This is a genomic window from Micromonospora sp. NPDC048839 (assembly GCF_040649915.1).
GTDB lineage: Bacteria > Actinomycetota > Actinomycetes > Mycobacteriales > Micromonosporaceae > Micromonospora.
In genome coordinates this window covers 528,575-551,070 of record NZ_JBEZGL010000003.1, presented here as the reverse complement: position 1 = coordinate 551,070, position 22,496 = coordinate 528,575, and the positions used below count along the sequence as shown (strand labels likewise).

The 22,496-nt window shown below is 71.5% G+C and carries 22 protein-coding genes; 14 read left to right on the top strand and 8 right to left on the bottom strand.

Features of this window, described 5'->3' with window-relative positions:
- Nucleotides 1-20: 20 nt before the first annotated feature.
- From AB0C25_RS08635 to AB0C25_RS08625, 3 genes are all read left to right on the top strand, one after another.
- Nucleotides 21-980 (top strand): ABC transporter permease, encoded by a 960-nt coding sequence (locus AB0C25_RS08635; protein WP_357255591.1) that lies wholly within the window; start codon nucleotides 21-23, stop codon nucleotides 978-980.
- 112 nt (nucleotides 981-1,092) lie between these two features.
- Nucleotides 1,093-2,079 (top strand): ABC transporter ATP-binding protein, encoded by a 987-nt coding sequence (locus tag AB0C25_RS08630; protein ID WP_357370954.1) that lies wholly within the window; start codon nucleotides 1,093-1,095, stop codon nucleotides 2,077-2,079.
- Nucleotides 2,076-3,176: an oligopeptide/dipeptide ABC transporter ATP-binding protein gene (locus tag AB0C25_RS08625; protein ID WP_357255513.1), complete on the top strand. Its 1,101-nt coding sequence runs from the start codon at nucleotides 2,076-2,078 to the stop codon at nucleotides 3,174-3,176. The genes AB0C25_RS08630 and AB0C25_RS08625 overlap by 4 nt, the downstream gene beginning before the upstream one ends.
- A gap of 116 nt (nucleotides 3,177-3,292) precedes the next feature.
- Here the strand turns inward: AB0C25_RS08625 and AB0C25_RS08620 are convergent, their stop codons facing one another.
- The gene (locus tag AB0C25_RS08620; protein ID WP_357371080.1) at nucleotides 3,293-3,682 is read right to left on the bottom strand and encodes a hypothetical protein; all 390 of its coding nucleotides are present in this window, start codon (nucleotides 3,680-3,682) and stop codon (nucleotides 3,293-3,295) included.
- Nucleotides 3,676-4,317: an HNH endonuclease family protein gene (locus AB0C25_RS08615; RefSeq protein WP_357370952.1), complete on the bottom strand. Its 642-nt coding sequence runs from the start codon at nucleotides 4,315-4,317 to the stop codon at nucleotides 3,676-3,678. Before AB0C25_RS08615 ends, AB0C25_RS08620 begins: the two co-directional genes overlap by 7 nt.
- Nucleotides 4,318-4,424: 107 nt before the next feature.
- Here AB0C25_RS08615 and AB0C25_RS08610 point away from each other — a divergent pair, with 107 nt between their 5' ends.
- Nucleotides 4,425-5,918, top strand: a complete 1,494-nt coding sequence (locus AB0C25_RS08610; protein WP_357370950.1) for an MFS transporter — start codon at nucleotides 4,425-4,427, stop codon at nucleotides 5,916-5,918.
- Between the two features lie 31 nt (nucleotides 5,919-5,949).
- On the opposite strand, the gene leuA is transcribed toward AB0C25_RS08610, so the two are convergent.
- A complete protein-coding gene (gene leuA / locus AB0C25_RS08605; protein WP_357370948.1) occupies nucleotides 5,950-7,701 on the bottom strand; it encodes a 2-isopropylmalate synthase in 1,752 nt (583 codons plus the stop codon).
- A gap of 237 nt (nucleotides 7,702-7,938) precedes the next feature.
- Complete coding sequence (locus tag AB0C25_RS08600; RefSeq protein ID WP_357370946.1) at nucleotides 7,939-9,210, bottom strand: MFS transporter; 1,272 nt, start codon at nucleotides 9,208-9,210, stop codon at nucleotides 7,939-7,941.
- A 76-nt stretch (nucleotides 9,211-9,286) separates the two neighbouring features.
- On the opposite strand from AB0C25_RS08600, the gene AB0C25_RS08595 reads away from it, so the two are divergent.
- Nucleotides 9,287-10,273: a DUF5937 family protein gene (locus tag AB0C25_RS08595; RefSeq protein WP_357370944.1), complete on the top strand. Its 987-nt coding sequence runs from the start codon at nucleotides 9,287-9,289 to the stop codon at nucleotides 10,271-10,273.
- Nucleotides 10,274-10,286: 13 nt separating this feature from the next.
- Here the strand turns inward: AB0C25_RS08595 and AB0C25_RS08590 are convergent, their stop codons facing one another.
- Both AB0C25_RS08590 and AB0C25_RS08585 read right to left on the bottom strand, forming a co-directional pair.
- On the bottom strand, nucleotides 10,287-10,838 hold the full coding sequence (locus AB0C25_RS08590; protein WP_357370942.1) for a nitroreductase family protein: 552 nt from the start codon (nucleotides 10,836-10,838) through the stop codon (nucleotides 10,287-10,289).
- A gap of 83 nt (nucleotides 10,839-10,921) precedes the next feature.
- Entirely contained in the window at nucleotides 10,922-11,710 is a 789-nt protein-coding gene (locus tag AB0C25_RS08585) for a hypothetical protein (RefSeq protein ID WP_357370940.1), read from the bottom strand.
- A gap of 256 nt (nucleotides 11,711-11,966) precedes the next feature.
- Between AB0C25_RS08585 and AB0C25_RS08580 the strand changes: the two genes are divergently transcribed.
- The gene (locus tag AB0C25_RS08580; RefSeq protein WP_357255498.1) at nucleotides 11,967-13,232 is read left to right on the top strand and encodes an aspartate kinase; all 1,266 of its coding nucleotides are present in this window, start codon (nucleotides 11,967-11,969) and stop codon (nucleotides 13,230-13,232) included.
- A gap of 5 nt (nucleotides 13,233-13,237) precedes the next feature.
- Entirely contained in the window at nucleotides 13,238-14,299 is a 1,062-nt protein-coding gene (locus tag AB0C25_RS08575) for an aspartate-semialdehyde dehydrogenase (protein ID WP_357370938.1), read from the top strand.
- A gap of 340 nt (nucleotides 14,300-14,639) precedes the next feature.
- Here the strand turns inward: AB0C25_RS08575 and AB0C25_RS08570 are convergent, their stop codons facing one another.
- Entirely contained in the window at nucleotides 14,640-16,004 is a 1,365-nt protein-coding gene (locus AB0C25_RS08570) for a sensor domain-containing diguanylate cyclase (protein ID WP_357371078.1), read from the bottom strand.
- A 250-nt stretch (nucleotides 16,005-16,254) separates the two neighbouring features.
- Between AB0C25_RS08570 and AB0C25_RS08565 the strand changes: the two genes are divergently transcribed.
- From AB0C25_RS08565 to AB0C25_RS08540, 6 genes are all read left to right on the top strand, one after another.
- Nucleotides 16,255-16,596 (top strand): helix-turn-helix domain-containing protein, encoded by a 342-nt coding sequence (locus AB0C25_RS08565; RefSeq protein WP_355029869.1) that lies wholly within the window; start codon nucleotides 16,255-16,257, stop codon nucleotides 16,594-16,596.
- Nucleotides 16,597-16,824, top strand: a complete 228-nt coding sequence (locus AB0C25_RS08560; protein WP_357255492.1) for a hypothetical protein — start codon at nucleotides 16,597-16,599, stop codon at nucleotides 16,822-16,824.
- Nucleotides 16,821-17,411 (top strand): CDP-alcohol phosphatidyltransferase family protein, encoded by a 591-nt coding sequence (locus tag AB0C25_RS08555; RefSeq protein WP_357370935.1) that lies wholly within the window; start codon nucleotides 16,821-16,823, stop codon nucleotides 17,409-17,411. The genes AB0C25_RS08560 and AB0C25_RS08555 overlap by 4 nt, the downstream gene beginning before the upstream one ends.
- Nucleotides 17,408-17,908 (top strand): hypothetical protein, encoded by a 501-nt coding sequence (locus AB0C25_RS08550; RefSeq protein WP_357370933.1) that lies wholly within the window; start codon nucleotides 17,408-17,410, stop codon nucleotides 17,906-17,908. The genes AB0C25_RS08555 and AB0C25_RS08550 overlap by 4 nt, the downstream gene beginning before the upstream one ends.
- Nucleotides 17,909-18,069: 161 nt before the next feature.
- The gene (locus tag AB0C25_RS08545) at nucleotides 18,070-18,849 is read left to right on the top strand and encodes a phosphodiesterase (RefSeq protein ID WP_357370931.1); all 780 of its coding nucleotides are present in this window, start codon (nucleotides 18,070-18,072) and stop codon (nucleotides 18,847-18,849) included.
- A gap of 11 nt (nucleotides 18,850-18,860) precedes the next feature.
- Nucleotides 18,861-19,511: a histone deacetylase gene (locus AB0C25_RS08540; RefSeq protein WP_357370929.1), complete on the top strand. Its 651-nt coding sequence runs from the start codon at nucleotides 18,861-18,863 to the stop codon at nucleotides 19,509-19,511.
- 60 nt (nucleotides 19,512-19,571) lie between these two features.
- Here AB0C25_RS08540 and AB0C25_RS08535 read toward each other — a convergent pair whose 3' ends face one another.
- Nucleotides 19,572-20,369: an alpha/beta fold hydrolase gene (locus AB0C25_RS08535; protein WP_357370927.1), complete on the bottom strand. Its 798-nt coding sequence runs from the start codon at nucleotides 20,367-20,369 to the stop codon at nucleotides 19,572-19,574.
- A gap of 282 nt (nucleotides 20,370-20,651) precedes the next feature.
- Here AB0C25_RS08535 and AB0C25_RS08530 point away from each other — a divergent pair, with 282 nt between their 5' ends.
- Complete coding sequence (locus AB0C25_RS08530; RefSeq protein WP_357370925.1) at nucleotides 20,652-22,358, top strand: bifunctional metallophosphatase/5'-nucleotidase; 1,707 nt, start codon at nucleotides 20,652-20,654, stop codon at nucleotides 22,356-22,358.
- Nucleotides 22,359-22,496: the final 138 nt, after the last annotated feature.

Genomic DNA, 22,496 nt, shown 5'->3' with positions numbered 1-22,496 from the left:
AAGACAAGCCACGTCCCGGCATGAGCGAGCGCAGCATCGGCCTGCTCGGCGACCGCAAGAAGGCACGGCTCGACGAGCTGGCCCAGGCGAGTGCCTCCGACCGGGGCGGGATCAGTCTCGTCCGCGACGCCCTGCGCCGGCTGCGGCGCAACCCGGTCGCCGTCGTCGGGGCCGTGATCGTGGGGCTGTTCGTCCTGGTGGCGATCTTCGCCCCGCTGATCGCACCGCACGACCCGGTGCAGCGCTTCGACGAGTTGACCAAGGGCCTCACCGTGGACACCATCCCGGGGGCCAGCAGTGGGTTCCCGTTCGGCTCCGACCCGCTCGGCCGGGACTTCCTGTCCCGCATGATCTACGGCGCACGGCAGACGCTCTTCGTGGGCGTACTCGCGACTCTCATCGGTCTCGCGCTCGGGGTCCTGATCGGCGCGATCGCCGGCGCCTTCGGCGGCTGGGTCGACGTGGTCCTGATGCGACTCACCGACGTGATGCTGGCCCTGCCGAGCCTGCTGCTCGCGATCACCCTGGTCGCGATGGCCAGCCGGTCGAGCCAGTGGACTGTCATCTTCGCGGTGGCAATCGTGAGCGTGCCGATCTTCGCGCGGCTGCTGCGCGGCTCGATGCTGGCCCAGCGGGAGAGCGACCACGTGTTGGCCGCCCGCGCGCTCGGCGTCAAGGAGCGCAACATCGTGCTGCGGCACATGTTGCCCAACTCGTTGACCGCCGTGATCGTGCAGGCGACCCTGACCTTCGCGGTGGCCATTCTGGACGCCGCGGCGCTGTCCTTCCTGGGCCTCGGCGACCCGGACATCAACCGGGCCGAGTGGGGCCTGATGCTCGGCGTGGACGGCCAGCGCTACTTCGAGGTCCGCCCGGAGTTGGCGTACTACCCCGCGCTCGCGATCATCGTGGTCGCGCTCGGCTTCACCCTGCTGGGTGAGGCGATGCGCGATGCGATCGACCCGAAGAACCGGCGGTGACCACGGTGAGCGCTGTCAGGGCGCCCGGACCCCGTCTCGGGCGAGCGCGAGGAGTGAGCTTGCGAGCCCCGCAGTCGCGAGTGAAGGACCACAGCAGTGAGGAAGTGACTCGATGAGCCTGCTCGACGTCCGTGACCTGAGCGTCGTGTTCCAGCGGCGCGGCGAGCGGCCCTTCACCGCCGTGGACAAGGTCAGTTTCACGGTGGAGCCGGGGCAGACGGTCGGCCTGGTCGGCGAGTCCGGCTGCGGCAAGAGCGTGACCAGCCTGGCCATCATGGGCCTACTGCCCAAGCGCGGTAACAAGGTCACCGGGGAGGTGCTCTTCGACGGCACCGACCTGCTGAAACTGCGACCGGACGACATGCGCGACCGACGCGGTCGGGAGATCAGCATGATCTTCCAGGACCCGCTCTCCTCGCTGAATCCCGTCATCCCGATCGGGGTCCAGGTGGCCGAGGTGTTGGAGCGCCACCAGGGCCGGGACCGCAAGCAGGCGCTGCGGGAATCGCGGGACCTGCTCGACGCGGTCGGGATCCCCGACCCGCAGCGGCGGCTCAGCGAGTACCCGCACCAGATCTCCGGCGGGATGCGCCAGCGCGCGCTGATCGCCATCGCGCTGGCCTGCAAGCCCCGGCTGCTGATCGCCGACGAGCCGACCACCGCGCTCGACGTGACCATCCAGGCGCAGATCCTCACCCTGCTCAAGCAGTTGGTCGACGAGACCGGCACCGCGCTCGTCATGATCACGCACGATCTGGGCGTGGTGGCCGGGCTCTGCGACACCGTCAACGTCCTCTACGGCGGCAAGGTGGTCGAGCGGCAACAGCGGCACGAGCTGTTCGCGCACGCCCGGCACCCGTACACCCACGGGCTGCTCAATTCGGTGCCCCGGCTGGACTCACCGCGCGGTGAGCGACTGCACGCGATCCGCGGTTCGGTCTCCGACAACATCCCGTGGGTCGAGGGGTGCGCGTTCGCGCCGCGCTGCGACAACGTCGTGGACGCGTGTCTCGAGGGACCGCCGCCGCTCGAACCCACCGCAACCGGCGGCGACCTCCGCTGCAACAACCCCGTCTCCGAGGAGGTGGCGGTCCGATGACCGAACAGACCGGACCCCTGATCGAGCTGCGCGACGTCAAGGTCCACTTCCCGATCAAGAGCGGCCTGCTCTTCGACCGCACCATCGGGTACGTCTACGCGGTGGACGGGGTGTCGCTGAGCATCCGCAAGGGCGAGACGTACGGCCTGGTCGGCGAGTCGGGCTGCGGCAAGTCGACGTTGGGTCGTGGCCTGCTGCGGCTGGTCGAGCCGACCGAGGGCGAGATCGTCTTCGACGGCATCGACGTGCGCTCGCTCAAGGGCGAGGCCATGCGGCAGGCCCGCCGCCGGATGCAGATGATCTTCCAGGATCCGCTCTCCAGCCTCGACCCCCGACAGTCGGTGGAGTCGCTGTTGGTGGAGGGGCTCAAGGCGCACGGGTTGGCCGGCGACAAGGCCGAGACGAACCGGCGGCTGCGCGAGACGCTGGAGGCCGTCGGCCTGCCCGCGTCGGCCCTCGGCAAGTATCCGCACGAGTTCTCCGGCGGCCAGCGCCAGCGGATCGGCATCGCCCGCGCGTTGGTGCTCAACCCGGACCTGATCGTCGCCGACGAGCCGGTCTCCGCGCTCGACGTGTCGATCCAGGCCCAGGTGCTCAACCTGCTGGAGGACCTGCAGAACGAGCGTGGCCTGACGTATCTGATCATCGCGCACGACCTGGCGGTGGTGCGGCACATCGCCGACACGGTGGGCGTCATGTACCTCGGCGGGCTGGTGGAGGAGGCATCCAGCGACGACCTCTACCGCGAGCCGATGCACCCGTACACCCGGGCGCTGATGTCCGCGGTGCCGGTGCCCGACCCGCTGGTGGAGGACCGCCGGGAGCGGATCCTGCTCGCCGGTGACCTGCCGTCGCCGACCAACCCGCCGTCCGGCTGCCGGTTCCACACCCGGTGCCCGTGGGCGCAACCCACCCGGTGCGCCGACGAGCGGCCGGAACTGCGCGACGTCGTCGGCGGACACCGGGTGGCCTGCCACTTCGCCGAGGACATCGCTGCCGGCCGGATCCGGCCGCACGAGGTCGAGGTGGAGCTGGTCCGCCCGAGCGAGGGCACCGGCCCCGTCGACCCGCCGGGTGAGTTGATCCCCACCCCGTGACGCCGCCGGGGGCCGTCCGGGAACGGACGGCCCCCGGACAGCGCGTGCTCCGGGTGGTTCAGACGGACGGGTACGTCGCTCGGGTGGCTCAGCGGACGGTACGTCGCTCGGGTGGCTCAGCCCTCGGGGCGGTGCAGCAGGCCCACCGCGACGCCGTGTACCGCGTCCAGCCCCGCCGGGTCGGCCAACGCGACCGACGTGCCGGTCACCGTGTACCACTCGTCGGCGTCCTTGTACTGCACCCGCAGGGTGACCTTGCCGTCCGCGTACTCGGTGCGCAGCGTCAGGTCACCGGTGACGACGCCCACCTCGTCGGTCATCACGCCGCCGGGGCCGGGCACGATGTCGGTGGTGCGGCTCTGCGGGCCGGCGGCGCCCCCCGAATCCGCGACCATGCCGGCACCCGGCACGGCGGCGGGGGTCTCGGCGGCGCCGTCCGCGGTCATGCCGGCGGCGGCCGGGACGCCCTCCCCGGCGGCGGTCACGTGTCGCTCCCCACTCAACAGCCCTCCAACATGTCGGTCAGGGCGACCTTCTCGGCGCTTGTCACCGTCAGCCGCCAGTAGTGCTTGACCGTCACCCAGTCCTGGGCGTACTTGCACCAGTACGATCGGTTTGCCGGCTTCCACTGGGACGGGTCCTGGTCACCCTTTGCCCGATTGGACGACGCGGAAACCGCGAAGAGCTGCGGACGGGTGGTGTCGTTGGCGAAGTCACCGCGCTTCGCGTCGTCCCACTCGTCGGCACCGGAGCGCCACGCGTTGGCCAACGGCACCATGTGGTCGATGTCCACGTCGGAGGGATCGGAGAAGCTGCGACCGTCGTAAACGCTCTCCCAGCGCCCACCGACCACGTTGCAGCCGGAGAGCTTCACGTCCTTGCCGTCGCGCTGGAGGATGCTGTCCCGCACGTCGCAGTTCTTGCCGGTGTCCCGCCAGTGCGGGAAGTGGTCGCGGCTGTAGCCCTTCATCGAGCCGGCGGTGGCCACGGTGAGCTGGCTCAGCTGCTCTGCCGCGTTGCCGCCGTCGTTCGACGACGGTGGTGTGGTCGGCTCGTCCTGTGGGACACAACCGGCCACGCCGAGTGCCAGCGCCGCGGCGAGCGCGATCACCGCCGCTCGCGGTCCTGATCTGGTACGCACAGACGACACCTCTCCAGCTTGCGGTCTCCCGGCGATTGCGCACAGTACCCGGGAATGGTTTCGGCGTTTCGTGGCGTCTCCCACATGATGCAAGGCACATTGGTGGGATGACCGCACCCGTACCGGCGCCTGCCCTCCGGATGGGCACCACCGCCGGCCGGGGCACGCTGCTCGCCGCCGTGCTCGCCTCTGGCATGGTCTTCCTCGACAGCACCGTCGTCAACGTGGCCCTGCCGAAGCTCGGGCAGGATCTCGGCGCGAACGTGGCCGATCTGCAGTGGACCATCAACGGCTACCTGCTGATGCTGGCGGCGTTCGTGCTTCTCGGCGGCGCGCTCGGGGACCGCTTCGGTCGCCGGCGGATCTTCCTCATCGGGGTGGTCTGGTTCACCGCCGCCTCGGTGCTGTGCGGGCTGGCCCAGGACACCGGCATGCTGATCGCGGCCCGGTTCCTCCAGGGCGCCGGCGGCGCGCTGCTCACGCCCGGGTCGCTGTCGGTGCTCCAGGCCAGCTTCCACCCCGACGACCGGGGCCGGGCGATCGGTGCCTGGGCCGGGCTGTCCGGGGTGTCCACCGCGCTGGGACCGTTCATCGGGGGCTGGCTGATCGACACGCTGTCCTGGCGCTGGATCTTCTTCCTCAACCTGCCGATCGCCGTGCTCGTGGTGCTGGCCGCGCTGCGCTGGGTGCCGGAGAGCCGGGACGAGAGCGCCTCCCGGACCGCGGGGCCGGGTCGGACCCGCCGGCGCTTCGACGTCGGAGGAGCACTGCTCGGCGCGCTCGCGCTGGCCGGCGTCACGTACGCCCTGATCGACGCACCGGCGCGTGGCTTCGACTCCGCCCCGGTGCTGATCGCAGCGCTGGTCGGGGTCCTGTCCGCGGTGGCGTTCGTGCTGCTGGAACGACGGCGGGGCGACGCCGCGATGCTGCCCACCGGGCTGTTCAGCAGCCGGCTCTTCTCGGTGCTGAACATCTTCACCGTGGTCGTCTACGCGGCGCTCGGCGGCTTCACCTTCTTCTTCGCCGTCTACCTGCAGAACGTGGTGGAGTGGTCGGCCTTCCGCACCGGCATCGCGTTGCTGCCGATGACCCTGCTGCTGTTGGTCGGGTCGGCCCGAGCCGGAGCGTTGTCGGCGCGGATCGGACCCCGGCTGCCGTTGGCCATCGGGCCGGTGGTGGCCGCGGTCGGTCTGCTGCTGCTGCGCGGCGTCGGCCCGGGCGCCTCGTACTGGACCGACGTACTGCCCGGGGTGCTGCTCTTCGGCATCGGGCTGACCCTGGTGGTGGCACCGCTCACCGCGTCGGTGCTGGCCGCCGTGCAGGACCGGTTCTCCGGGGTGGCCAGCGGCTTCAACAACGCCGCGTCCCGGGCCGGCGGCCTGCTCGCGGTGGCGGCGCTGCCGCTGCTCGTCGGCCTGTCCGGCAGCGGCTACGCGCAGAAGGCCGAGCTGACCGACGCGTTCCGGGGCGCCATGGTCTGGTGTGCGGGGCTGTTGCTGGCCGGGGCCGTGCTGGCTCTCGTGCTCGTGCACCGGCCGCCCCGCGCGGCCCCACCGTCGCAGCCCTGCCACTCGATGCCCGCGGCCACACCCCCGAGGTAGGCAACCACCTCGGGGGCGCGGCACGGGGTCATCAGCTGCGGGCGCGGTTGACGGCGCTGGTGACCGCCTTGATCGAGGCGGTGACGATGTTGGCGTCGGTGCCGACACCCCAGACCGTCCGACCGTCGACCTCGCACTCCACGTATGCGGCGGCCTGCGCGTCCCCACCCGAGGAGAGCGCGTGCTCGTGGTAGTCGAGCACCCGCACGCCCACTCCGACCGACTGGAGCGCGTTGACGTACGCGTCGATCGGGCCGTTGCCGATCGCGGCCAGGGACCGCTGCTCGCCGCCCACACCGACCTGGGCCTCGATCTCGACCTTGCCGTCGGCGGTGCCGATCGTGTAGCTGCTCAGCCGGACCGCCGGGTCGGGCTGGTGGTCGAGCAGGTAGTGCGTCGCGAAGATCTCCCACATGGCGCTCGGGTCGACCTCGCCGCCGTCGTGGTCGGTGACGTGCTGCACCACCCCGGAGAACTCGATCTGGAGCCGGCGCGGCAGGTCCAGTTGGTGCTCGCTCTTCATGATGTACGCGATGCCACCCTTGCCGGACTGCGAGTTGACCCGGATGACCGCCTCGTAGGTGCGGCCCAGGTCCTTCGGGTCGATCGGCAGGTACGGCACGGCCCAGGTGTGCTCGTCCATCGGCACCCCGGCGGCCTTGGCGTCGGCGGCGAGGGCGTCGAAGCCCTTCTTGATGGCGTCCTGGTGGGAGCCGGAGAAGGCGGTGTAGACCAGGTCGCCCGCGTACGGGTGGCGCTCGTGCACCGGCAACTGGTTGCAGTATTCGACCGCGCGCCGGATCTCGTCGATGTTCGAGAAGTCGATCATCGGGTCGATGCCCTGGGAGAACAGGTTGAGCCCCAGGGTCACCAGGTCCACGTTGCCGGTGCGCTCGCCGTTGCCGAACAGGCAGCCCTCGATGCGGTCCGCGCCGGCGAGCAGGCCCAGCTCGGCGGCGGCGACCCCGGTGCCGCGGTCGTTGTGCGGGTGCAGGCTCAGCACCACGCTGTCGCGGCGCGGCAGGTGTCGGTGCATCCACTCGATCGAGTCGGCGTACACGTTGGGGGTGGCCATCTCGACGGTGGCCGGCAGGTTGATGATCAGCGGCCGGTCCGGCGTCGGGTCGATCACGTCGATCACCCGGGAGCAGACCTCCAGCGCGTACTCCAGCTCGGTGCCCGTGTACGACTCCGGCGAGTACTCGTAGTAGATCTCGGTGTCCGGGGTGTGGATCTCCGCGTACTTCTGGCAGAGCCGCGCGCCGGTCGTGGCGATGTCGGCGATGCCGTCCCGGTCCAGCCCGAAGACCACCCGCCGCTGGAGGGTGGAGGTCGAGTTGTAGAAGTGCACGATGGCCCGCTTCGCGCCGCGCAGCGACTCGAACGTCCGCTCGATCAGGTGCTCCCGGCACTGCGTGAGCACCTGGATCGTGACGTCGTCCGGGATCATGTCCTGCTCGATGAGCTGCCGGACGAAGTCGAAGTCGGTCTGGCTGGCCGACGGGAAGCCGACCTCGATCTCCTTGTAGCCCATCTGGACGAGCAGCTGGAACATCCGCCGCTTGCGCTCGGGCGACATCGGGTCGATCAGTGCCTGGTTGCCGTCGCGCAGGTCCACGGCGCACCAGCGGGGGGCGGCGTCGACGTGCCGGGTGGGCCAGGTGCGATCCGGCAGGTCGATCCGGAACTGCTCCCGGTACGGCTGGTAGCGGTGGTACGGCATCCGGCTCGGGCGTTGCCGAGCGATCGGATCGGTCTCGGCGTCGGTGACAGGTTGAGCCATCTCAGAGTGCTCCCTGGAACATGTGGCGTCAGCAGATCGGAAGGTGTCGGCGGAATGCCGGGCAACGGTGCGCGGCGGTGCCGAGAAGAAAATCGGATGTGCTGGACGGCGCGATGCGACTCCGCGACGAGGTGCCGGCCGGTCAGGCCTCGTCGCGGCGGCTAAGGAGGAGCAGCGCCCGCCACATGACCACGTCACCCTACGTGATGAAACGGAAGGGGGAAAGGCAGGTCCGGACTATGGGACCAGTGTTCCGGCCTGTTCCGGGGCCTCGGCACCCAGTCGTGGAGTCCGTTCGGCCCAGGCCACCACCGGTACGACAGCCAGCCCGACGAGCACGAAGATCGCTGCGGCCGGTAACCAGCCCCACCCGCCGGTGGTCACCCCGAGCGCGGTCAGACCGGCCGGGGCGATCAGGTACTGCACCTGGGAGCCGAGCCGGAACGCCCCCACGTACGCGCCGCGCTGGGCGGCCGGCGGCAGGGTGGCGGTGAGCCCCCAGGCGCCCGCCGACTCGATCAGCTCGGCCAGGATCAGCACCATGGCGGCGGCCACCAGCACCACCACGGTGAGCAGGCCCCGGGTCAGCCCGGAGAGCGGCAGGACCAGACAGAACAGGGCGATCAGCAGGGCACCCCGGCGGGAGGCTCGGGCGGCGCCCGGCGCGGTGTCGGCGCCCCGGCTCAGACGTACCTGGAGCAGCACGACCAGGACCGTGTTGAGCAGCACCAGCCCGGCGATCACCGTCTTCGGGGCATCGGTGTGGGTGAGGATCCAGAGCGGCATCACCGTCAGGTAGAGCGTCTGGTGCGCGGTGAGCAGCCCGGACAGCAGGGACACCGCCACGAACGGGCGGTCGCGGAGCACGGCGAGCCGACCCATCGGCTCCACCGGCCGGGTGACCTGCGGCAGCCGGGGCAGTCGCCGCACGAAGAGAGCCGTCACCAGGAAGACCGTCGCGATGAACCAGACCATTCCCCGGTACGCCGCCATCGTGTCCACCGTCAGCACCACGCCGCTGATCACCGCACCCAGCCCGAAGCCGACGTTCAGCGACGAGCGCTGGTACGCCATCGCGGTGACCCGTTCCGCCGGGGGCAGCGCGTTGATCGAGTAGACCTGCACGGCCACGCCGCTCGCGGCCTCCACGGCGGCCAGAGCCACCACCACGGCGAGGAACCCGGCGAAGCCGCCGACGAACGGGTACGTCGCGAAGAGCGCCGCGTTGAGCACCAGCCCGACCACCCAGACCCGCTGCGGTCCGTACCTGTCGGTGAGTCCGCCCAGCGGCACCGTGCCCAACAGCGACACCCCCGCCGCGATGGACAGCCCCAGCCCCACCTGGGCGGCGCTGAGCCCGAGCGCCCGGGTGAAGAAGACGGCGCTGCCGGCGTGGAACAGCCCGCTGCCGACGGCGTAGACCATGGCCTGCACGGCCAGTGCGCGGGTCAGCCCGGCCGGCGGTACGACGTCTCGGACGGCGGTGCGGATGGATTCTCTGGTCCCCATGGTCGGGAGTGAATCGGGTCCCCAGGACCTCGGTCGAATCTTTTAGGCTGGACCGAATCCTGCTCCTGGGGGGCGTGTGTCCGAGTTGCGGTTCAGTCTGGCCGACGTGGCGGGAGTACGGCTCGCCGTGTCACCGGTCAACGAGACGGTCATGAGCATGTGGGCGCTGGCCAGACCGGTCCGCTACGCGGTGCACCTGCCCTGGATCGACCGGGCCCGGGTGACGTTGCGTCGTCCCGAGGTGACCGACCGGGTCCGACCTCTGGTGGGGTTGGTCGTGCCGGGCCGCTGGCTGCCCGACTTCCTCACCCCGGCGGCCCGACCGAACGTGGAGATGGCCGAGCAGCTCGACCAGATCGCCGCGACGCCGCCGGCCGTGGTGGTCCAGGACCTGCTGGCGACCACCTGGCGAAAACCACTGAGCCCATTCGGGCGGGCGCTGCTCGCCGACCCCGGCGGGCTGCTGCCGCAGGTCGTCGATGCGGTCCGGGTCTGGTACGACGAGGCGATCGCTCCGGACTGGCCGCGGATGCGGGCGCTGCTCGACGCCGACGTGGCGTACCGGGCCGCCCAGCTCGCCGAGAGTGGCGCCGGTCGGTTCTTCGAGCAGCTCCACCCGAGCCTGCGCTGGCACGGCGACCGGGTGATCAGCGACGACACGTTCGAGCGGGACTTCGACCTCCGCGATCGTGGGCTGGCGCTGAACCCGACGGTGTTCACCGAACAGCACGTGCTGTGGAACCTGCTGGAAGATTCGCTGCCGGCCGGCGCGTACCCGGTCCGTGCCGTCGGGACGCTCTGGGAGGCGACCGGGCCAACGCCCGGCGACCCACTGGCCCGGGTGATCGGCCCCGGCCGGGCCGCGCTGCTGCACCTGCTGGTGACGGCGTCGACCACCACCGATCTGGCCCGACTCACCGGGATGTCCGCCGGTAACGTCTCCCAGCACCTGGCCGCGCTGCACGCCGCCGGCCTGGTCTCCCGGTCCCGCCAGGGTCGGCACGTCCTGTACCGCAACACCGAGGTCGCGGCGGTCCTGCTTCGCGCCAGCGGCGGCGAGTAGGCACGCCGACCGGTCAGCCGAGCAGGAGTTCGGCAAGCGGCCGACGGCGGCGCAGACCGGTCTCCTCGGCGACGAGGTCGGCCGGGAGGCTGAGTGGGTCACCGAGTTGCCCCACCGCGAGCGCCGCGTACGGCCGCACGTCGGCGGGGAGGTGCAGGTCGGCGCTGAGTCCGGCGCGATCCACGGTGAGGACCTGACGCACGTGCAGCCCGAGCGCGGTGGCCTGCACCGTGAGATGGGCGACCGCCTGACCCAGGTCGTACGCGATTCCGTCGGCTGGCGCGGCGTCGGGTGTGGTGTCGCCGTCGACGTGCGCGGCGAGCAGCAGGGCGGCGGCACGGTGTGCCCAGCGTTGGTCGCGCTCGGGCAGGTTGACCAGAATCCGCTTCCAGGTCTCGTCGTCGCGGTGGCCGAGGGTGAACCGCCAGGGCTGGCGGTTGCCCAGGGACGGTGCCCAGCGGGCCGCCTCCAGGAGGAGGGACGCGTCCGTGGCGTTCAACTCCTCGGTGGGGTGGAACGCCAGCGGACTCCAACGGTAGGCGAGCAGCGGAGTGAGATCGGCCATACCTAGATCGTCCCGTATGGGCGATTCGCCCCCTCAGGGCGGGGTGACAAATGTGGGCAAGGGCACCCGTAACGGGATGAAGATCAGGGCGTTCCTGCGCTCGGGCTGTCCGACGGATCAGGGGTTGGCGGCGCGGCGGTGTCCAGCGGGTCCCGGTCGACGACCACCGGGCCGGCCAACTGCACAGTGGCCGGCGCCGGGCCCGGCGGCGCGGCCAGCCGCAGCGTCCCCGCCCCGGTCCGCACCCCGGTCGGAGTGCCGTCCCGCTCGTAGCAGTAGATGCCCACCTCCACCGGAGCGTTGAGCGACGCCGAGGTGGAGTCCACCGAGTAGCAGGTACCGGTGAGGCCCTCGGGTGGGCTGGCTGGAGCCACCGCCAGCGGTGCGCGCCGGTCGGTGAGCACGTCCAGCCAGTCGGTGAGCGGATGCTGGACCCGGGGGTCCGACCGGCGGGGGATCGCGTCGTCGCGCTCACCGAGGCGTACGCAGCTCGCCGACTCCGGTCGCCCGGCCGACGGCAGGGCGCACTGGAACAGTCCGTCGCTCGTGGCGGCTATCGAGATGTCGGCGGTGCCACCCCACGCGCCACCCGGCACGTCGACCCGCCAACTGCCGTCGTTCGCGCTGGTGAACGTGATGGTGCGAGCCGGCTGACCGGTCTGGCTGTACGCGTACTGCGCCACCAGGTGGCGATCCTGGGCAGCCGCGGCCAGGGCGGCCAGGTCGTCCCGCGCGGTGTCCACCGCGACCGGCCCCGGATCGGCGGGCGGCGGGGCCGGAGGCCGCGCATCGGCGCAGGCGACCAGGAGAGCCGGCAGGGTGAACACGAGCGACCCGAGCACGCGGACGGCCGGGCGGATGAGGACGGGCACCGGCCCATTCTGGTGGGTGCGGACTGCTGGCGGGCGCCAGCGGGTGAAGGCTCGTGCCGGCGTGTCGGACGGGTCGTCGCCGCGTACCGCCGGGGCTGGTGGGGGCGGCCCGGCCGCCCCGCGCGGGCCGGATGGTGGGATCACCTGACCCGGCATCGTTACCCGCCGGATACCCTCAGGGGGACTGACATGCGCCGCCGGCCCCGGTTCCGGCGGCGTCGGCACGCTCAGGGTCGCTGGGAGGGAGTGCACCGTCGTGGCACTCGTGGTGCAGAAGTACGGCGGGTCCTCCGTCGCCAACGCCGAGCGGATCAAGCGGGTGGCCGAGCGCATCGTCGCCGCCCGCAAGGCCGGCGACGACGTGGTGGTGGTGGTCTCCGCGATGGGCGACACCACCGACGAGCTGCTGGACCTGGCCAACCAGGTCAGCCCGCTGCCTCCGGGCCGCGAGTTGGACATGCTCCTCACCGCCGGGGAGCGGATCTCCATGGCCCTGCTGGCCATGGCCATCCACAACCTGGGGTACGAAGCCCGCTCGTTCACCGGCTCGCAGGCCGGCGTCATCACCACCTCGGTGCACGGCCGCGCCCGGATCATCGACGTCACCCCGGGGCGGCTCAAGGGCGCGCTCGACGAGGGATCGGTGGTCATCGTCGCCGGCTTCCAGGGTGTCTCGCAGGACACCAAGGACGTCACCACGCTGGGCCGCGGCGGTTCGGACACCACCGCCGTGGCGCTCGCCGCCGCCCTGCACGCCGACGTCTGCGAGATCTACACCGACGTGGACGGCATCTTCACCGCAGACCCACGGATCGTGCCCAACGCCCGACACATCCGGCAGATCACCTACGAGGAGACGCTGGAGCTGGCCGCGTGCGGCGCGAAGGTGCTGCACCTGCGTAGCGTGGAGTATGCCCGTCGGGCGGGGTTGCCGATCCACGTCCGTTCGTCATACTCGACCAACACCGGCACGATGGTCACCGGATCGATGGAGGACCCTTCCGTGGAGCAGGCACTGATCACCGGCGTCGCGCACGACCGCAGCGAGGCCAAGATCACGATCGTCGGGGTGCCCGACGAGCCAGGTGCCGCCGCGCGGATCTTCGACACCGTTGCCGGCGCCGAGATCAACATCGACATGATCGTGCAGAACGTCTCCACCGAGGGCACCGGTCGGACGGACATCTCGTTCACCCTGCCCAAGGCCGACGGCCCCACCGCGATGGCCGCGCTCAGCAAGATCCAGGAGCCGGTCAAGTTCAAGGGCCTGCTGTACGACGACCACGTCGGCAAGGTCTCGCTGATCGGTGCCGGCATGCGCTCGCACCCGGGTGTGGCCGCCGGCTTCTTCGCCGCGCTCGGCGCCGCCGGGGTCAACATCGAGATGATCTCCACCTCCGAGATCCGGGTCTCCGTGGTCTGCCGGGACACCGACCTCGACGCCGCCGTCCGCGCCATCCACGACGCGTTCGAGCTGGGCGGCGACACCGAAGCCGTGGTCTACGCGGGGACGGGTAGGTAGCGCCGATGACGGCGCTGCCCACCCTCGCCGTGGTCGGAGCGACAGGTGCCGTCGGCACCGTGATGTGTGAGCTGCTCTCCGGTCGTCGCAACGTCTGGGGTGAGATCCGGCTGCTCGCCTCCGAACGCTCGGTCGGCAAGCGGGTGCGCTGCCGGGGTGAGGACGTCGTCGTCCAGGCGCTGACCCCGGAGGCGTTCGACGGGGTCGACGTGGCGATGTTCGACGTGCCCGACGAGGTCTCCGCCGAGTGGGCGCCGATCGCCGTCGAGCGCGGCGCGATCGCCGTCGACAACTCCGCCGCGTTCCGGATGGACCCTGACGTCCCGCTGGTCGTTCCGGAGATCAACCCCGAGCAGGTCCGCAACCGGCCCCGGGGCATCATCGCCAACGCCAACTGCACCACCCTCGCGATGATCGTCGCGGTCGCGCCCCTGCACCACGAGTACGGCCTGCGGGAGCTGGTGCTCGCCTCCTACCAGGCGGTCTCCGGTGCCGGCCAGGCCGGCGTGGACATCCTGCACGATCAGCTCACCAAGGTCGCCGGCGATCGCGCGCTCGGCTCGCGCACCGGCGACGTCCGCCAGGCCGTCGGCGACGACCTCGGTCCGTTCCCGGCCCCGCTGGCGCTCAACGTGGTGCCCTGGGCGGGTTCGCCCGCCGACGGTGGCTGGTCGTCGGAGGAGATGAAGATCCGCAACGAGTCGCGGAAGATTCTCGGCCTGCCCGACCTCAAGGTGTCCGCCACCTGCGTCCGGGTGCCGGTGGTCACCGCCCACTCGGTGGCCGTGCACGCGGTCTTCGGCACCGAGGTGGATGCCGAGGGCGCCCGCGAGGCGCTGCGCAACGCGCCCGGGGTCATCCTGGTCGACGATCCCGCCGCCGGGGAGTTCCCGATGCCGATCGACGCGGTCGGCACCGACCCGTCCTGGGTCGGCCGGATCCGCCGCGCCCTGGACGACCCACGCGCTCTGGACTTCTTCGTCACCGGCGACAACCTCCGCAAGGGCGCGGCCCTCAACACCGCCCAGATCGCCGAACTCCTGGCCAAGGAGTTCCGCACCCCCTGACCGCTGCCGTTGGCGATCGTGCGTACGGGGGGTTTCTCGTGCCTCTGCGGCCGGTGACTGTCGGTCACCTCCGTCGGGACGGATGCGGTGCTGAGCGGTATACCTCAGAGTCATAAATATGACTCACAGGTATACCGCTCGACAGCACATGGGCATGGCGGGCAGCCAAGGCCTTCGGCTTCTCGCCCGGCAGCAGGACGCCTGGAGCGGATGGCGGAGCGCCCTTCGCTGCGACCCAGCCCCGTCTTGAGGGAGGCCCTGGCCGTCTAGGTCCGAGCCTCGATTCGCGTCGACCAGGGAGGACGGCCCCGGGGAAGGCGCCCCTTGGCTACCGCCGGTTCTAGGCGGCGGAGAGGTGGACGCCGTCTCGGCCTTGGCGCTTCACCGCGTAGAGGGCCTGGTCGGCTCTGCGGAGCGTCCGGTCGGGGGTTTCGCCGGGGCGAGGCAGTGCGACGCCCACGCTGATCGTGCGGCCGATGCGCCGCGCCGCCTCGGCCAGCCGTTCGGCGATCCGGACCGCCTCCTCGGGGCGACTCACCTCGATCACCGCGACGAACTCGTCGCCACCGATCCGGTACAGCTCGTCGCCGTGCCGAAGCGCCTCCTCCAGAGCGCGGGCCAACCCGACGAGCACCCGGTCGCCGGCCTGGTGGCCGTACGTGTCGTTGACGATCTTGAAGCCGTCCACGTCGATCGCCAGCAGGGCCGTACGTCCCGGGGTGGCCGCCGCGATCCGCTGCCCGAACGGGCCGGTGTGCCGCAACCCGGTCAGCGGGTCGGAGCTGGCCTGCTCGCGCAGTCGGGCCAGCGTGCGGAGGCGGTCCAGGTTGGTCCAGGCCTGCCCGGCGAGCAGTTCCATCAGGCTGACCGTGGTCGGGTCCGGGCGCAGGGCGCGTTCGTCGGCGACCAGCAGCATCCCGCCGGCCTCCGGTGACCCGACCGGAACGGCGACCACGGTCTGCACCCCGGCCTGGGTCAGCGGCCGGTAGTCCTCGGTCGGGGGGTGCCCCGCCTCGCCCAGCGTGTACCCGGCGCCGTAGCGGTGTGCCCGGTCGACCATCCGGGCCAGGGCCGCCGGGCCAGCCTCGGTCAGCTCGGCGCGGATCCGGGTCTCCAGGTCGCTCGGCGTCGCCGGGGGAGGGCCGAGCTGGCCGGCGACGAGCAGGAGCGCGGTGGAGAGGGTGGAGACCTCCCGGGCGGCGCGGGCCGCCGCATCCATCAGCTCCGCTTCGGTGAGTGCGGAGGACAGCGCGGCGGTGTGCCGGAGCAGCTTCTCGCTGCGGCTCTCCTCGGGTGGGCCGCCGAGTGCGGCGATCCGCGCGCCGAGCCGGTCGGCCAGCCACTGCGCCGTCTCCCGCCACAGCTCCAGGTCGGCTGGCTCACTCCACTGCAGGTCGAGCACGCCGATCGCCCGTCCGGTCGGGTCCAGCACCGGCACGCACAACTCGGCGGTCACGTCCGGGCGTACCGGAAGGTAGTCCGGGTCGGCGGTGACGTCCGGGACGACGGCGGGGGCGCCGGTGGCGTGGACCCGCCCGACGATGCCGGTGCGCGCCGGCACGGTCGCGAAGACCTGCCAGGCTCCGGTCGCCGCGACGCAGCGCAGACGGTCGTGGGCCGCGAGCAGCACGGAGATCGTCGCGTGGGTGTGCCGGGACAGCGCGGTGACCGTCCACCGACAGGCCTCCGGCACGCTCGACGCCATCGGTAGGCGGGCGATGACGTCACGGCTGACTCGCTGATGATCCACTCGCACGTCGTTCCAGGTAGGGGAGGGGCCGGCCGGCGCCGAGCCGCGCGATCAAGCGTACTCACGGTGGCGGGAACCTCCGGGCTTCGTACACACGTGCTATCCACAGGCTGTGGACACAGCCTGTGGGCGGCGCCACCGGGTGTCGGAGTTGACGATCGCGTTTGCGCCTGCCAATAATAGTTGGCATGAGCCAAGGTGAGCTATGGGAGAGCTGAGCGGCGACCGCCTGGTCGAGGTCCTTGCCACGCTGGCCAGCCCGCACCGACTGCGGGTGCTCGCCGCGCTGACCGGTGGACGCGCGTACGTCTCGCAGCTCGCCCGCGATCTGGGCATCAGCCGCGCGCTGCTGCAGGTGCACCTCAAGAAGTTGGAGAAGGCCGGGCTGGTCACCGCGCATCTGGAGCTGTCCGAGGACGGCAAGGCGCTCAAGTACTACGAGACCGCGCCCTTCTCGTTGCACCTCACGCCCGACGTGGTGGCGGCCGCCGCCACCACCCTGAGCACCGCCGGAGACGGCGATGCCGTACCGAAAGGAACAAGTTAGATGGACGTCACCGCCTCGGTCTTCCTCGTCGTCGTCGCCGCCCTGCTCATCTCGGTCGTCTGGTACGCGGGCGTCCGCACGCGGACGGCGGTCGCCGGCGAACTGCAGCGGCAGTACGCCGAGCAGGCCGCCGAGACCCAGCGCCTGCTCACCGACGTGAGCGCGCAGTTGGCCGACCTGAACCGGCGCACCGCGGACATGCAACGCATCCTCAAGGACGCCGAGTGACAGCCGTCGGCCTCAGTCCGCCGGTCACACTCCTCAACGTCCCCAACGCCATCACCGCCGTACGCACTGCGGGTGCCGTCGGGCTCGCCGTGGCGGCGTTGACCCAGCGCAGCGCGCACCTGCTGGTCGCCGCCTACCTGCTCTACTGGATCGGAGACATCCTTGACGGTGCCGCCGCCCGGAGCCTGGGACAGGAGACGCGTACCGGCGCGGTCTTCGACATCGTCGCGGACCGTGCCTGCACGTCGGCCTGCGCCGCCGCACTCATCGTGCTGCGGCCCGCCACGGCCCTGCCGATCGCGGTGTTCCTGGTCCAGTTCATGGTCATCGACCAGTTGCTGAGCCTGATGTTCCTGCGCTGGCCGCTGCTCAGCCCGAACTACTTCGCCCGCGTCGACAGGCGCATCTACCTGTGGAACTGGTCGCCGCCGGCCAAGGCGCTGAACACCGCCGCGGTGGTGCTGCTGGCGATCTTCGCGCCGACGGCTGTGGCCGTCACGTTCGCCCTCGCGGTCGCCGCGGTGAAGATCGTCTCGTTGGTCTGCGCCGCCAGGCTGCCGGCGGGACTCCCGCCTGCCCGACCATGATCGCCGTTCTGGTGGCCGCCGGCGTCGGGCTGCTGTCGGCCTTCCTGCCGTTCACCCCGGCCGAGCCGTACCTGATCGCGACCGTGGCCACGACAAGCGCGCCGCCCGTGGCGCTCGGCATGGCCGCAGCTGCCGGGCAAACCGTCGGCAAGGTCCTGATCTTCCTCGGCGCGCGCGGCGCGATCCGCTCGACGTGGCTGCAACGGCGGCTCCGCGGACGTCCGCCCGCCGCGCCGGCCCGACCGGGTCGACTGGGCACGATGCTGGCGCGCCCGAAGGCGGCCGGCGCGCGACTCGTCGAGGTGCTGGAACGCCCCCACCAGTCGACCGGGATGCTGCTGGTCAGCGCGGTCAGCGGCCTGCCTCCGCTGCTGGCCGCCAGCGTCTACCTGGGACGCACACCCATGCGTCCGGTCACCTTCGCGGTGACGTGCCTGCTGGGCCGGGCGATCCGTTTCGTGACGGTCGCGCTGGCCCCGCAACTCGCCGGCTACTGAGACGGTGGCCGTCGGCCCCGACCTCGACGGCGGGCCGGAACGCGCCGGACTGCCCACCGGACCGGCCTCGCCAGGCACCTCGTTCAGGCACCTCGCTCAGGCACCCAGGAACACTGCGCCCAGCGATAGCGTGAAGCTCCCGACGCCGAGGAGGCGAGCCCATGCTCATCGCTCAGCTCAGCGACCCGCACCTGACCACCGGCCTGCTCGCCGCCGCACCGGCCGCCGGGCTGCACCGTGCGCTCGGCCGGGTGCTGGCCGTGCGGCCACGGCCGGACTGCGTCGTGATCACCGGCGACCTGGTCGACCACGGCCGACCCGACGAGTACGCGGCGCTGCGCGAGTTGATCGGCCGGTTCCCGGTGCCGGTGCACCTGGCCGCCGGCAACCACGACGACCGCGAGGCGCTGCTCGACGCCTTCGGCGGCACACCGTGGCTCGGGGGCGGGTTCTCGACCCATTACCACGTCGATCACGAGGCGGCGTCGGTCGTGGTGCTCGACTCGCTCGTCCCCGGCAGCAGCGGCGGCCAACTCGGCGAGGAACAACTCGGTTGGCTCGACGGGGTGCTGACCGGGCGTCCCGAGGTGCCCGCCGTGGTCTTTCTGCACCATCCGCCGGTCGCCGTCGGCATCCCCGCAGCCGATTCCCTCCGGCTTGCCGACTCCGACGCGTTCGCCGAGGTGATCCGTCGGCACCCGCACGTCGTCCGGGTCGCCGCCGGCCACCTGCACCGCCCGGTCACCGCGGCCTACGCGGGCACGGTGCTCACCGTGGCACCCAGCACCTGGAAGCAGAGCACGCTCACCATGAGCACCGACGAGCAGATCGGCTGGGTCGACGAGCCAACCGCCTTCCTGCTGCACCTGGTCGAGGCGGGCGGGTGCGTGACGCACACCGTGCAGGTGAGTCACTCGGCCGGTCAGACCTGCACCTCCTGAGGGAGCCCGTCGTGGTGCTCTGGTACGTCGCGTACGGCTCGAACATGCACGCCGCACGCCTCGGGTGGTACATCGGTGGTGGCTGCCCGCCCGGTGGGAGGCGCACGTACCCGGGCTGCCGGGATCGGCGCCCACCGAGCCGGTCGGTCCCGGTGTCGCTGCCCGGCGGGATCTACTTCGCCGGTGAGTCCCGGGCCTGGACCGGGGGCATGGCCTTCTACGACCCGCACCTGCCGGGTGAGGCCGCCGCCCGCGCCTATCTGGTCACCGAGGAGCAGTTCGCCGACATCGCCGCCCAGGAGATGTACCGCCCGGCGGGTGCCGCCGCCGACCTGATCCCCGCAACCGGGGCGGCGATCGAGGCGGCGATCACCGACGGAAGGGCGACGCTCGGCCCCGGCCGGTACGAGACGTTGGTCTGCCCCGGCAGCCGCAGCGGCGTCCCCCTGCTCACCTTCACCGCGCCCGAGGGGGCGTCGGCCACCCGGTGCCGGCCGCCCGCGCCGATCTACCTCGGCATGATCGCCCGCGGCCTGCGTGAGGCACACGGCTGGCCGGCCGAGCGGATCACCAGCTACCTGGCCGCCCGGCCCGGCGTGGCCGACGGATGGCACCCCGACGGCGTCGGCGCCCTGGTCAACGAGGTGCTGGTCGACGTGTGACCGCCGGCCGATCGCGGCCCGTAACTCGGCCCGGCACGTCGCCCGCTGGTGGGCAGGCCGTCAACCGAGCAGGAACTCCCGCAGCGCGGGAGCGAGCGTCGCCGGCGGCACGTCGTGGTAACCACCGTCGAGGCTGATGGATCGGCCACCCGGGACCGCCTCGGCCGCGGCCACACTCGCGTCCCTCAGCCACTGTGGACTGCCGGTGCTGTGCACCCCGAGAGTCGGCACCGTGATGGCCGCCAGCCGGTCGGCGGGCAGTCGCCCTCCGGCGGTGACGATCGAGTCGTACACCAGGGTGTGCGCGATTGCGGTGAGTCCGCCCCACATCGGCTGCGACCGCATCCCGGTGATCTGCTCGGCCGGCAGCCCCACCGAGTCGCTGAGGAAGAGCCCCACCGCGCCGTCCCGGTCGTCGGCGGCGATCAGCTCGATGAGCTGCGGGGTGATGTCCTTGCGGACGCCCACGTGCGGGCCGACCTGGAACGGTGGCTCGAACATGACCAACCTGCTCACCGGCAGGCCCTGCGCGGTGGCGAGCGCGGCCAGGACGGCCCCGGAGGAGATCCCGTAGACGGCGGCGGAACCACCCGCCGCGGCGATCAGGGCGGCCAGGTCGTCGATCTCTCGACCGATCTCGTACGGTGCGGTGTCGCCGCTGAAGCCGCGCCCCCGACGGTCGTAGCTGAAGGTGGTGAAATCCGTCGCCAGTGCCGCACCCAGGTCGCGGGTCGCGTTGCGATCGCTGAACGCGCCACCGACCAGGATGATCGCCGGGCCGGCACCTGACCGTTCAAACGCGATGGGTGTGCCGTCGGCCGACCGCACCTGCTCCGCCACCGGTGTCGTTCCGCTCACGATGTCGCCCCCAGTCCTCATTGGCTGTCCCGTCCTTTCTAGACCCTGCGTACGACGATGTCCGGCAGACCGCGGCAAACGACGCTCGATCCGGGGTGCGCGCATACCCGCAGCTCCGATCCGCCGCCTGGGTCGCCCCGGCGGCGTCCGGATGAGAGGCTGTCGGGGCAGGCGGCCATCCCCAACCGCCGCCAACCGCGACCCTGACGACGGTGACGCTCGACGGCCCGGTCGACCCAGAGGCCGGGCCCCGCGCGGGCGCCGATTCTTCCGAGGAGATCCATGTCCACAACCGGGATGCGACGGGCCGCTGTCGGCCTGACCGCGCTCGCGGTGGCCGCGTTCGGCGCGGTCACCACCAGCCCAGAACAAGCCGACGCGCGACCGAAGCCGGTCGACGTCACGCTGCTGGCCCTCAACGACTTCCACGGCAACCTCGAACCGCCGAGCGGGTCCAGCGGCACCATCGCCGGGCAGACCGCGGGCGGCGTCGAATACCTGGCGACCCACCTGGCCGAGCTGCGCGCCGCCGCCAAGAAGAAGAACACCATCACGGTCGCCGCCGGTGACCTGATCGGCGCGTCCCCGCTGCTCTCCGCCGCGTTCCACGACGAACCGACGATCGAGGCGCTGAGCATGGCCGGGCTGGACTACGCCAGCGTCGGCAACCACGAGTTCGACGAGGGCGCCGCCGAGCTGCTGCGGATCCAGAACGGCGGCTGCCACCCGGTGGACGGCTGCGCCGACGGCACCCCGTACCGGGGCGCCGGCTTCAAGTACCTGTCCGCGAACGCCTTCAAGACCGCGACCGGCAAGCCGCTGCTGGCACCGTACGCGATCCACAAGGTGCAGGGCGTCAAGGTCGGCTTCATCGGGATGACCCTGGAGGGCACCCCGCAGATCGTCAGCCAGCAGGGCGTCGCCGGCCTCACCTTCGCCGACGAGGCGGACACCGCCAACCGGTACGCTCGCGAGCTGCGCCGCAAGGGCGTGGAGACCATCGTCGTGCTGCTGCACGAGGGTGGCACCCAGGCGGCGACCGGTGGCATCAACGACTGCGTCGGCATGACCGGACCCATCGTGGACATCGCCAACCGGATGGACCCGTCGATCGACGTGGTGGTCAGCGGGCACACCCACCAGGCGTACAACTGCGACATCAACGGCAAGCTGGTCACCAGCGCCAGCTCGTTCGGTCGCCTAGTCACCGACATCGACCTGAAGATCGACCGCCGGAGCGGGGACGTCATCTCCGCCGCCGCGAACAACGTCGTGGTCACCCGCGACGTGGCCAAGGACCCGAAGCAGACCGCACTGATCAACCGCTACAAGACGGTGCTCGGCCCGGTCGCCGGCCGCGAGGTCGGCGTGACCAGCCAGGCGATCACCCGGAGCCAGGAAACCCTCTTCGGTACGAGTCTGGGTGAATCCCCGCTGGGCAACCTGATCGCCGACGCCCAGCTCGCCGCCACCGACGACGAAGAGGGCGCGGTCGCCGCCCTCATGAACCCGGGCGGGGTCCGCGCCGACCTCGACGCCGGCCCGGTCACCTACGAGGAGGCGTTCACGGTGCAACCGTTCGCCAACAACCTGGTGACGCTCGACCTGACCGGCGCGCAGCTCTACTGCGTGCTGGAACAGCAGTTCGTCACCAACCGGACGCTGTACCCGTCGGCCACCGTGGGCTATGTGGTCGACCCGAACGGCACCACCGGCACGGTCGCCGACCCGTGCGCCGGCACCCGGGTGGTCCGAGGCAGCCTCACCCTCGGCGGGACCGCCGTCGACACCGCCGCCACCTACCGGGTGACGGTGAACAACTTCCTGGCCGGCGGCGGCGACGGCTTCAGCGCCCTCACCGGCGGGACCAACCAGGTCACCGGCCAGATCGACCTGGACGCGTTCGTGGCGTACCTGACCGCGCAGTCGCCCGTCTCCGCCCCGACACTGGACCGCATCCGCACCACCGCCGAGGTCCCCGCCGCCTGACGGCCGACCTCGCGACATCGGGCCCCGGAGCACCCGCTCCGGGGCCCGACCCGTTCCCGACGTCCCGCGGCTCGCCCGGGTCCGTGCGTGCCCGTTCCCGACGTCCCCTGCGCGTGCCGCGGATCTTGGTGCGGAGAG

Coding starts and splice junctions, on each gene's coding strand:
- AB0C25_RS08610 (WP_357370950.1), top strand. CDS start 4,425: ATGACCGCACCCGTACCGGCGCCTGCCCTCCGGATGGGCACCACCGCC.
- AB0C25_RS08590 (WP_357370942.1), bottom strand. CDS start 10,838: ATGGCCGATCTCACTCCGCTGCTCGCCTACCGTTGGAGTCCGCTGGCG.
- AB0C25_RS08625 (WP_357255513.1), top strand. CDS start 2,076: ATGACCGAACAGACCGGACCCCTGATCGAGCTGCGCGACGTCAAGGTC.
- AB0C25_RS08600 (WP_357370946.1), bottom strand. CDS start 9,210: ATGGGGACCAGAGAATCCATCCGCACCGCCGTCCGAGACGTCGTACCG.
- AB0C25_RS08575 (WP_357370938.1), top strand. CDS start 13,238: ATGACGGCGCTGCCCACCCTCGCCGTGGTCGGAGCGACAGGTGCCGTC.
- AB0C25_RS08530 (WP_357370925.1), top strand. CDS start 20,652: ATGTCCACAACCGGGATGCGACGGGCCGCTGTCGGCCTGACCGCGCTC.
- AB0C25_RS08545 (WP_357370931.1), top strand. CDS start 18,070: ATGCTCATCGCTCAGCTCAGCGACCCGCACCTGACCACCGGCCTGCTC.
- AB0C25_RS08570 (WP_357371078.1), bottom strand. CDS start 16,004: ATGGCGTCGAGCGTGCCGGAGGCCTGTCGGTGGACGGTCACCGCGCTG.
- AB0C25_RS08635 (WP_357255591.1), top strand. CDS start 21: ATGAGCGAGCGCAGCATCGGCCTGCTCGGCGACCGCAAGAAGGCACGG.
- AB0C25_RS08565 (WP_355029869.1), top strand. CDS start 16,255: ATGGGAGAGCTGAGCGGCGACCGCCTGGTCGAGGTCCTTGCCACGCTG.
- AB0C25_RS08550 (WP_357370933.1), top strand. CDS start 17,408: ATGATCGCCGTTCTGGTGGCCGCCGGCGTCGGGCTGCTGTCGGCCTTC.
- AB0C25_RS08630 (WP_357370954.1), top strand. CDS start 1,093: ATGAGCCTGCTCGACGTCCGTGACCTGAGCGTCGTGTTCCAGCGGCGC.
- AB0C25_RS08560 (WP_357255492.1), top strand. CDS start 16,597: ATGGACGTCACCGCCTCGGTCTTCCTCGTCGTCGTCGCCGCCCTGCTC.
- leuA (WP_357370948.1), bottom strand. CDS start 7,701: ATGGCTCAACCTGTCACCGACGCCGAGACCGATCCGATCGCTCGGCAA.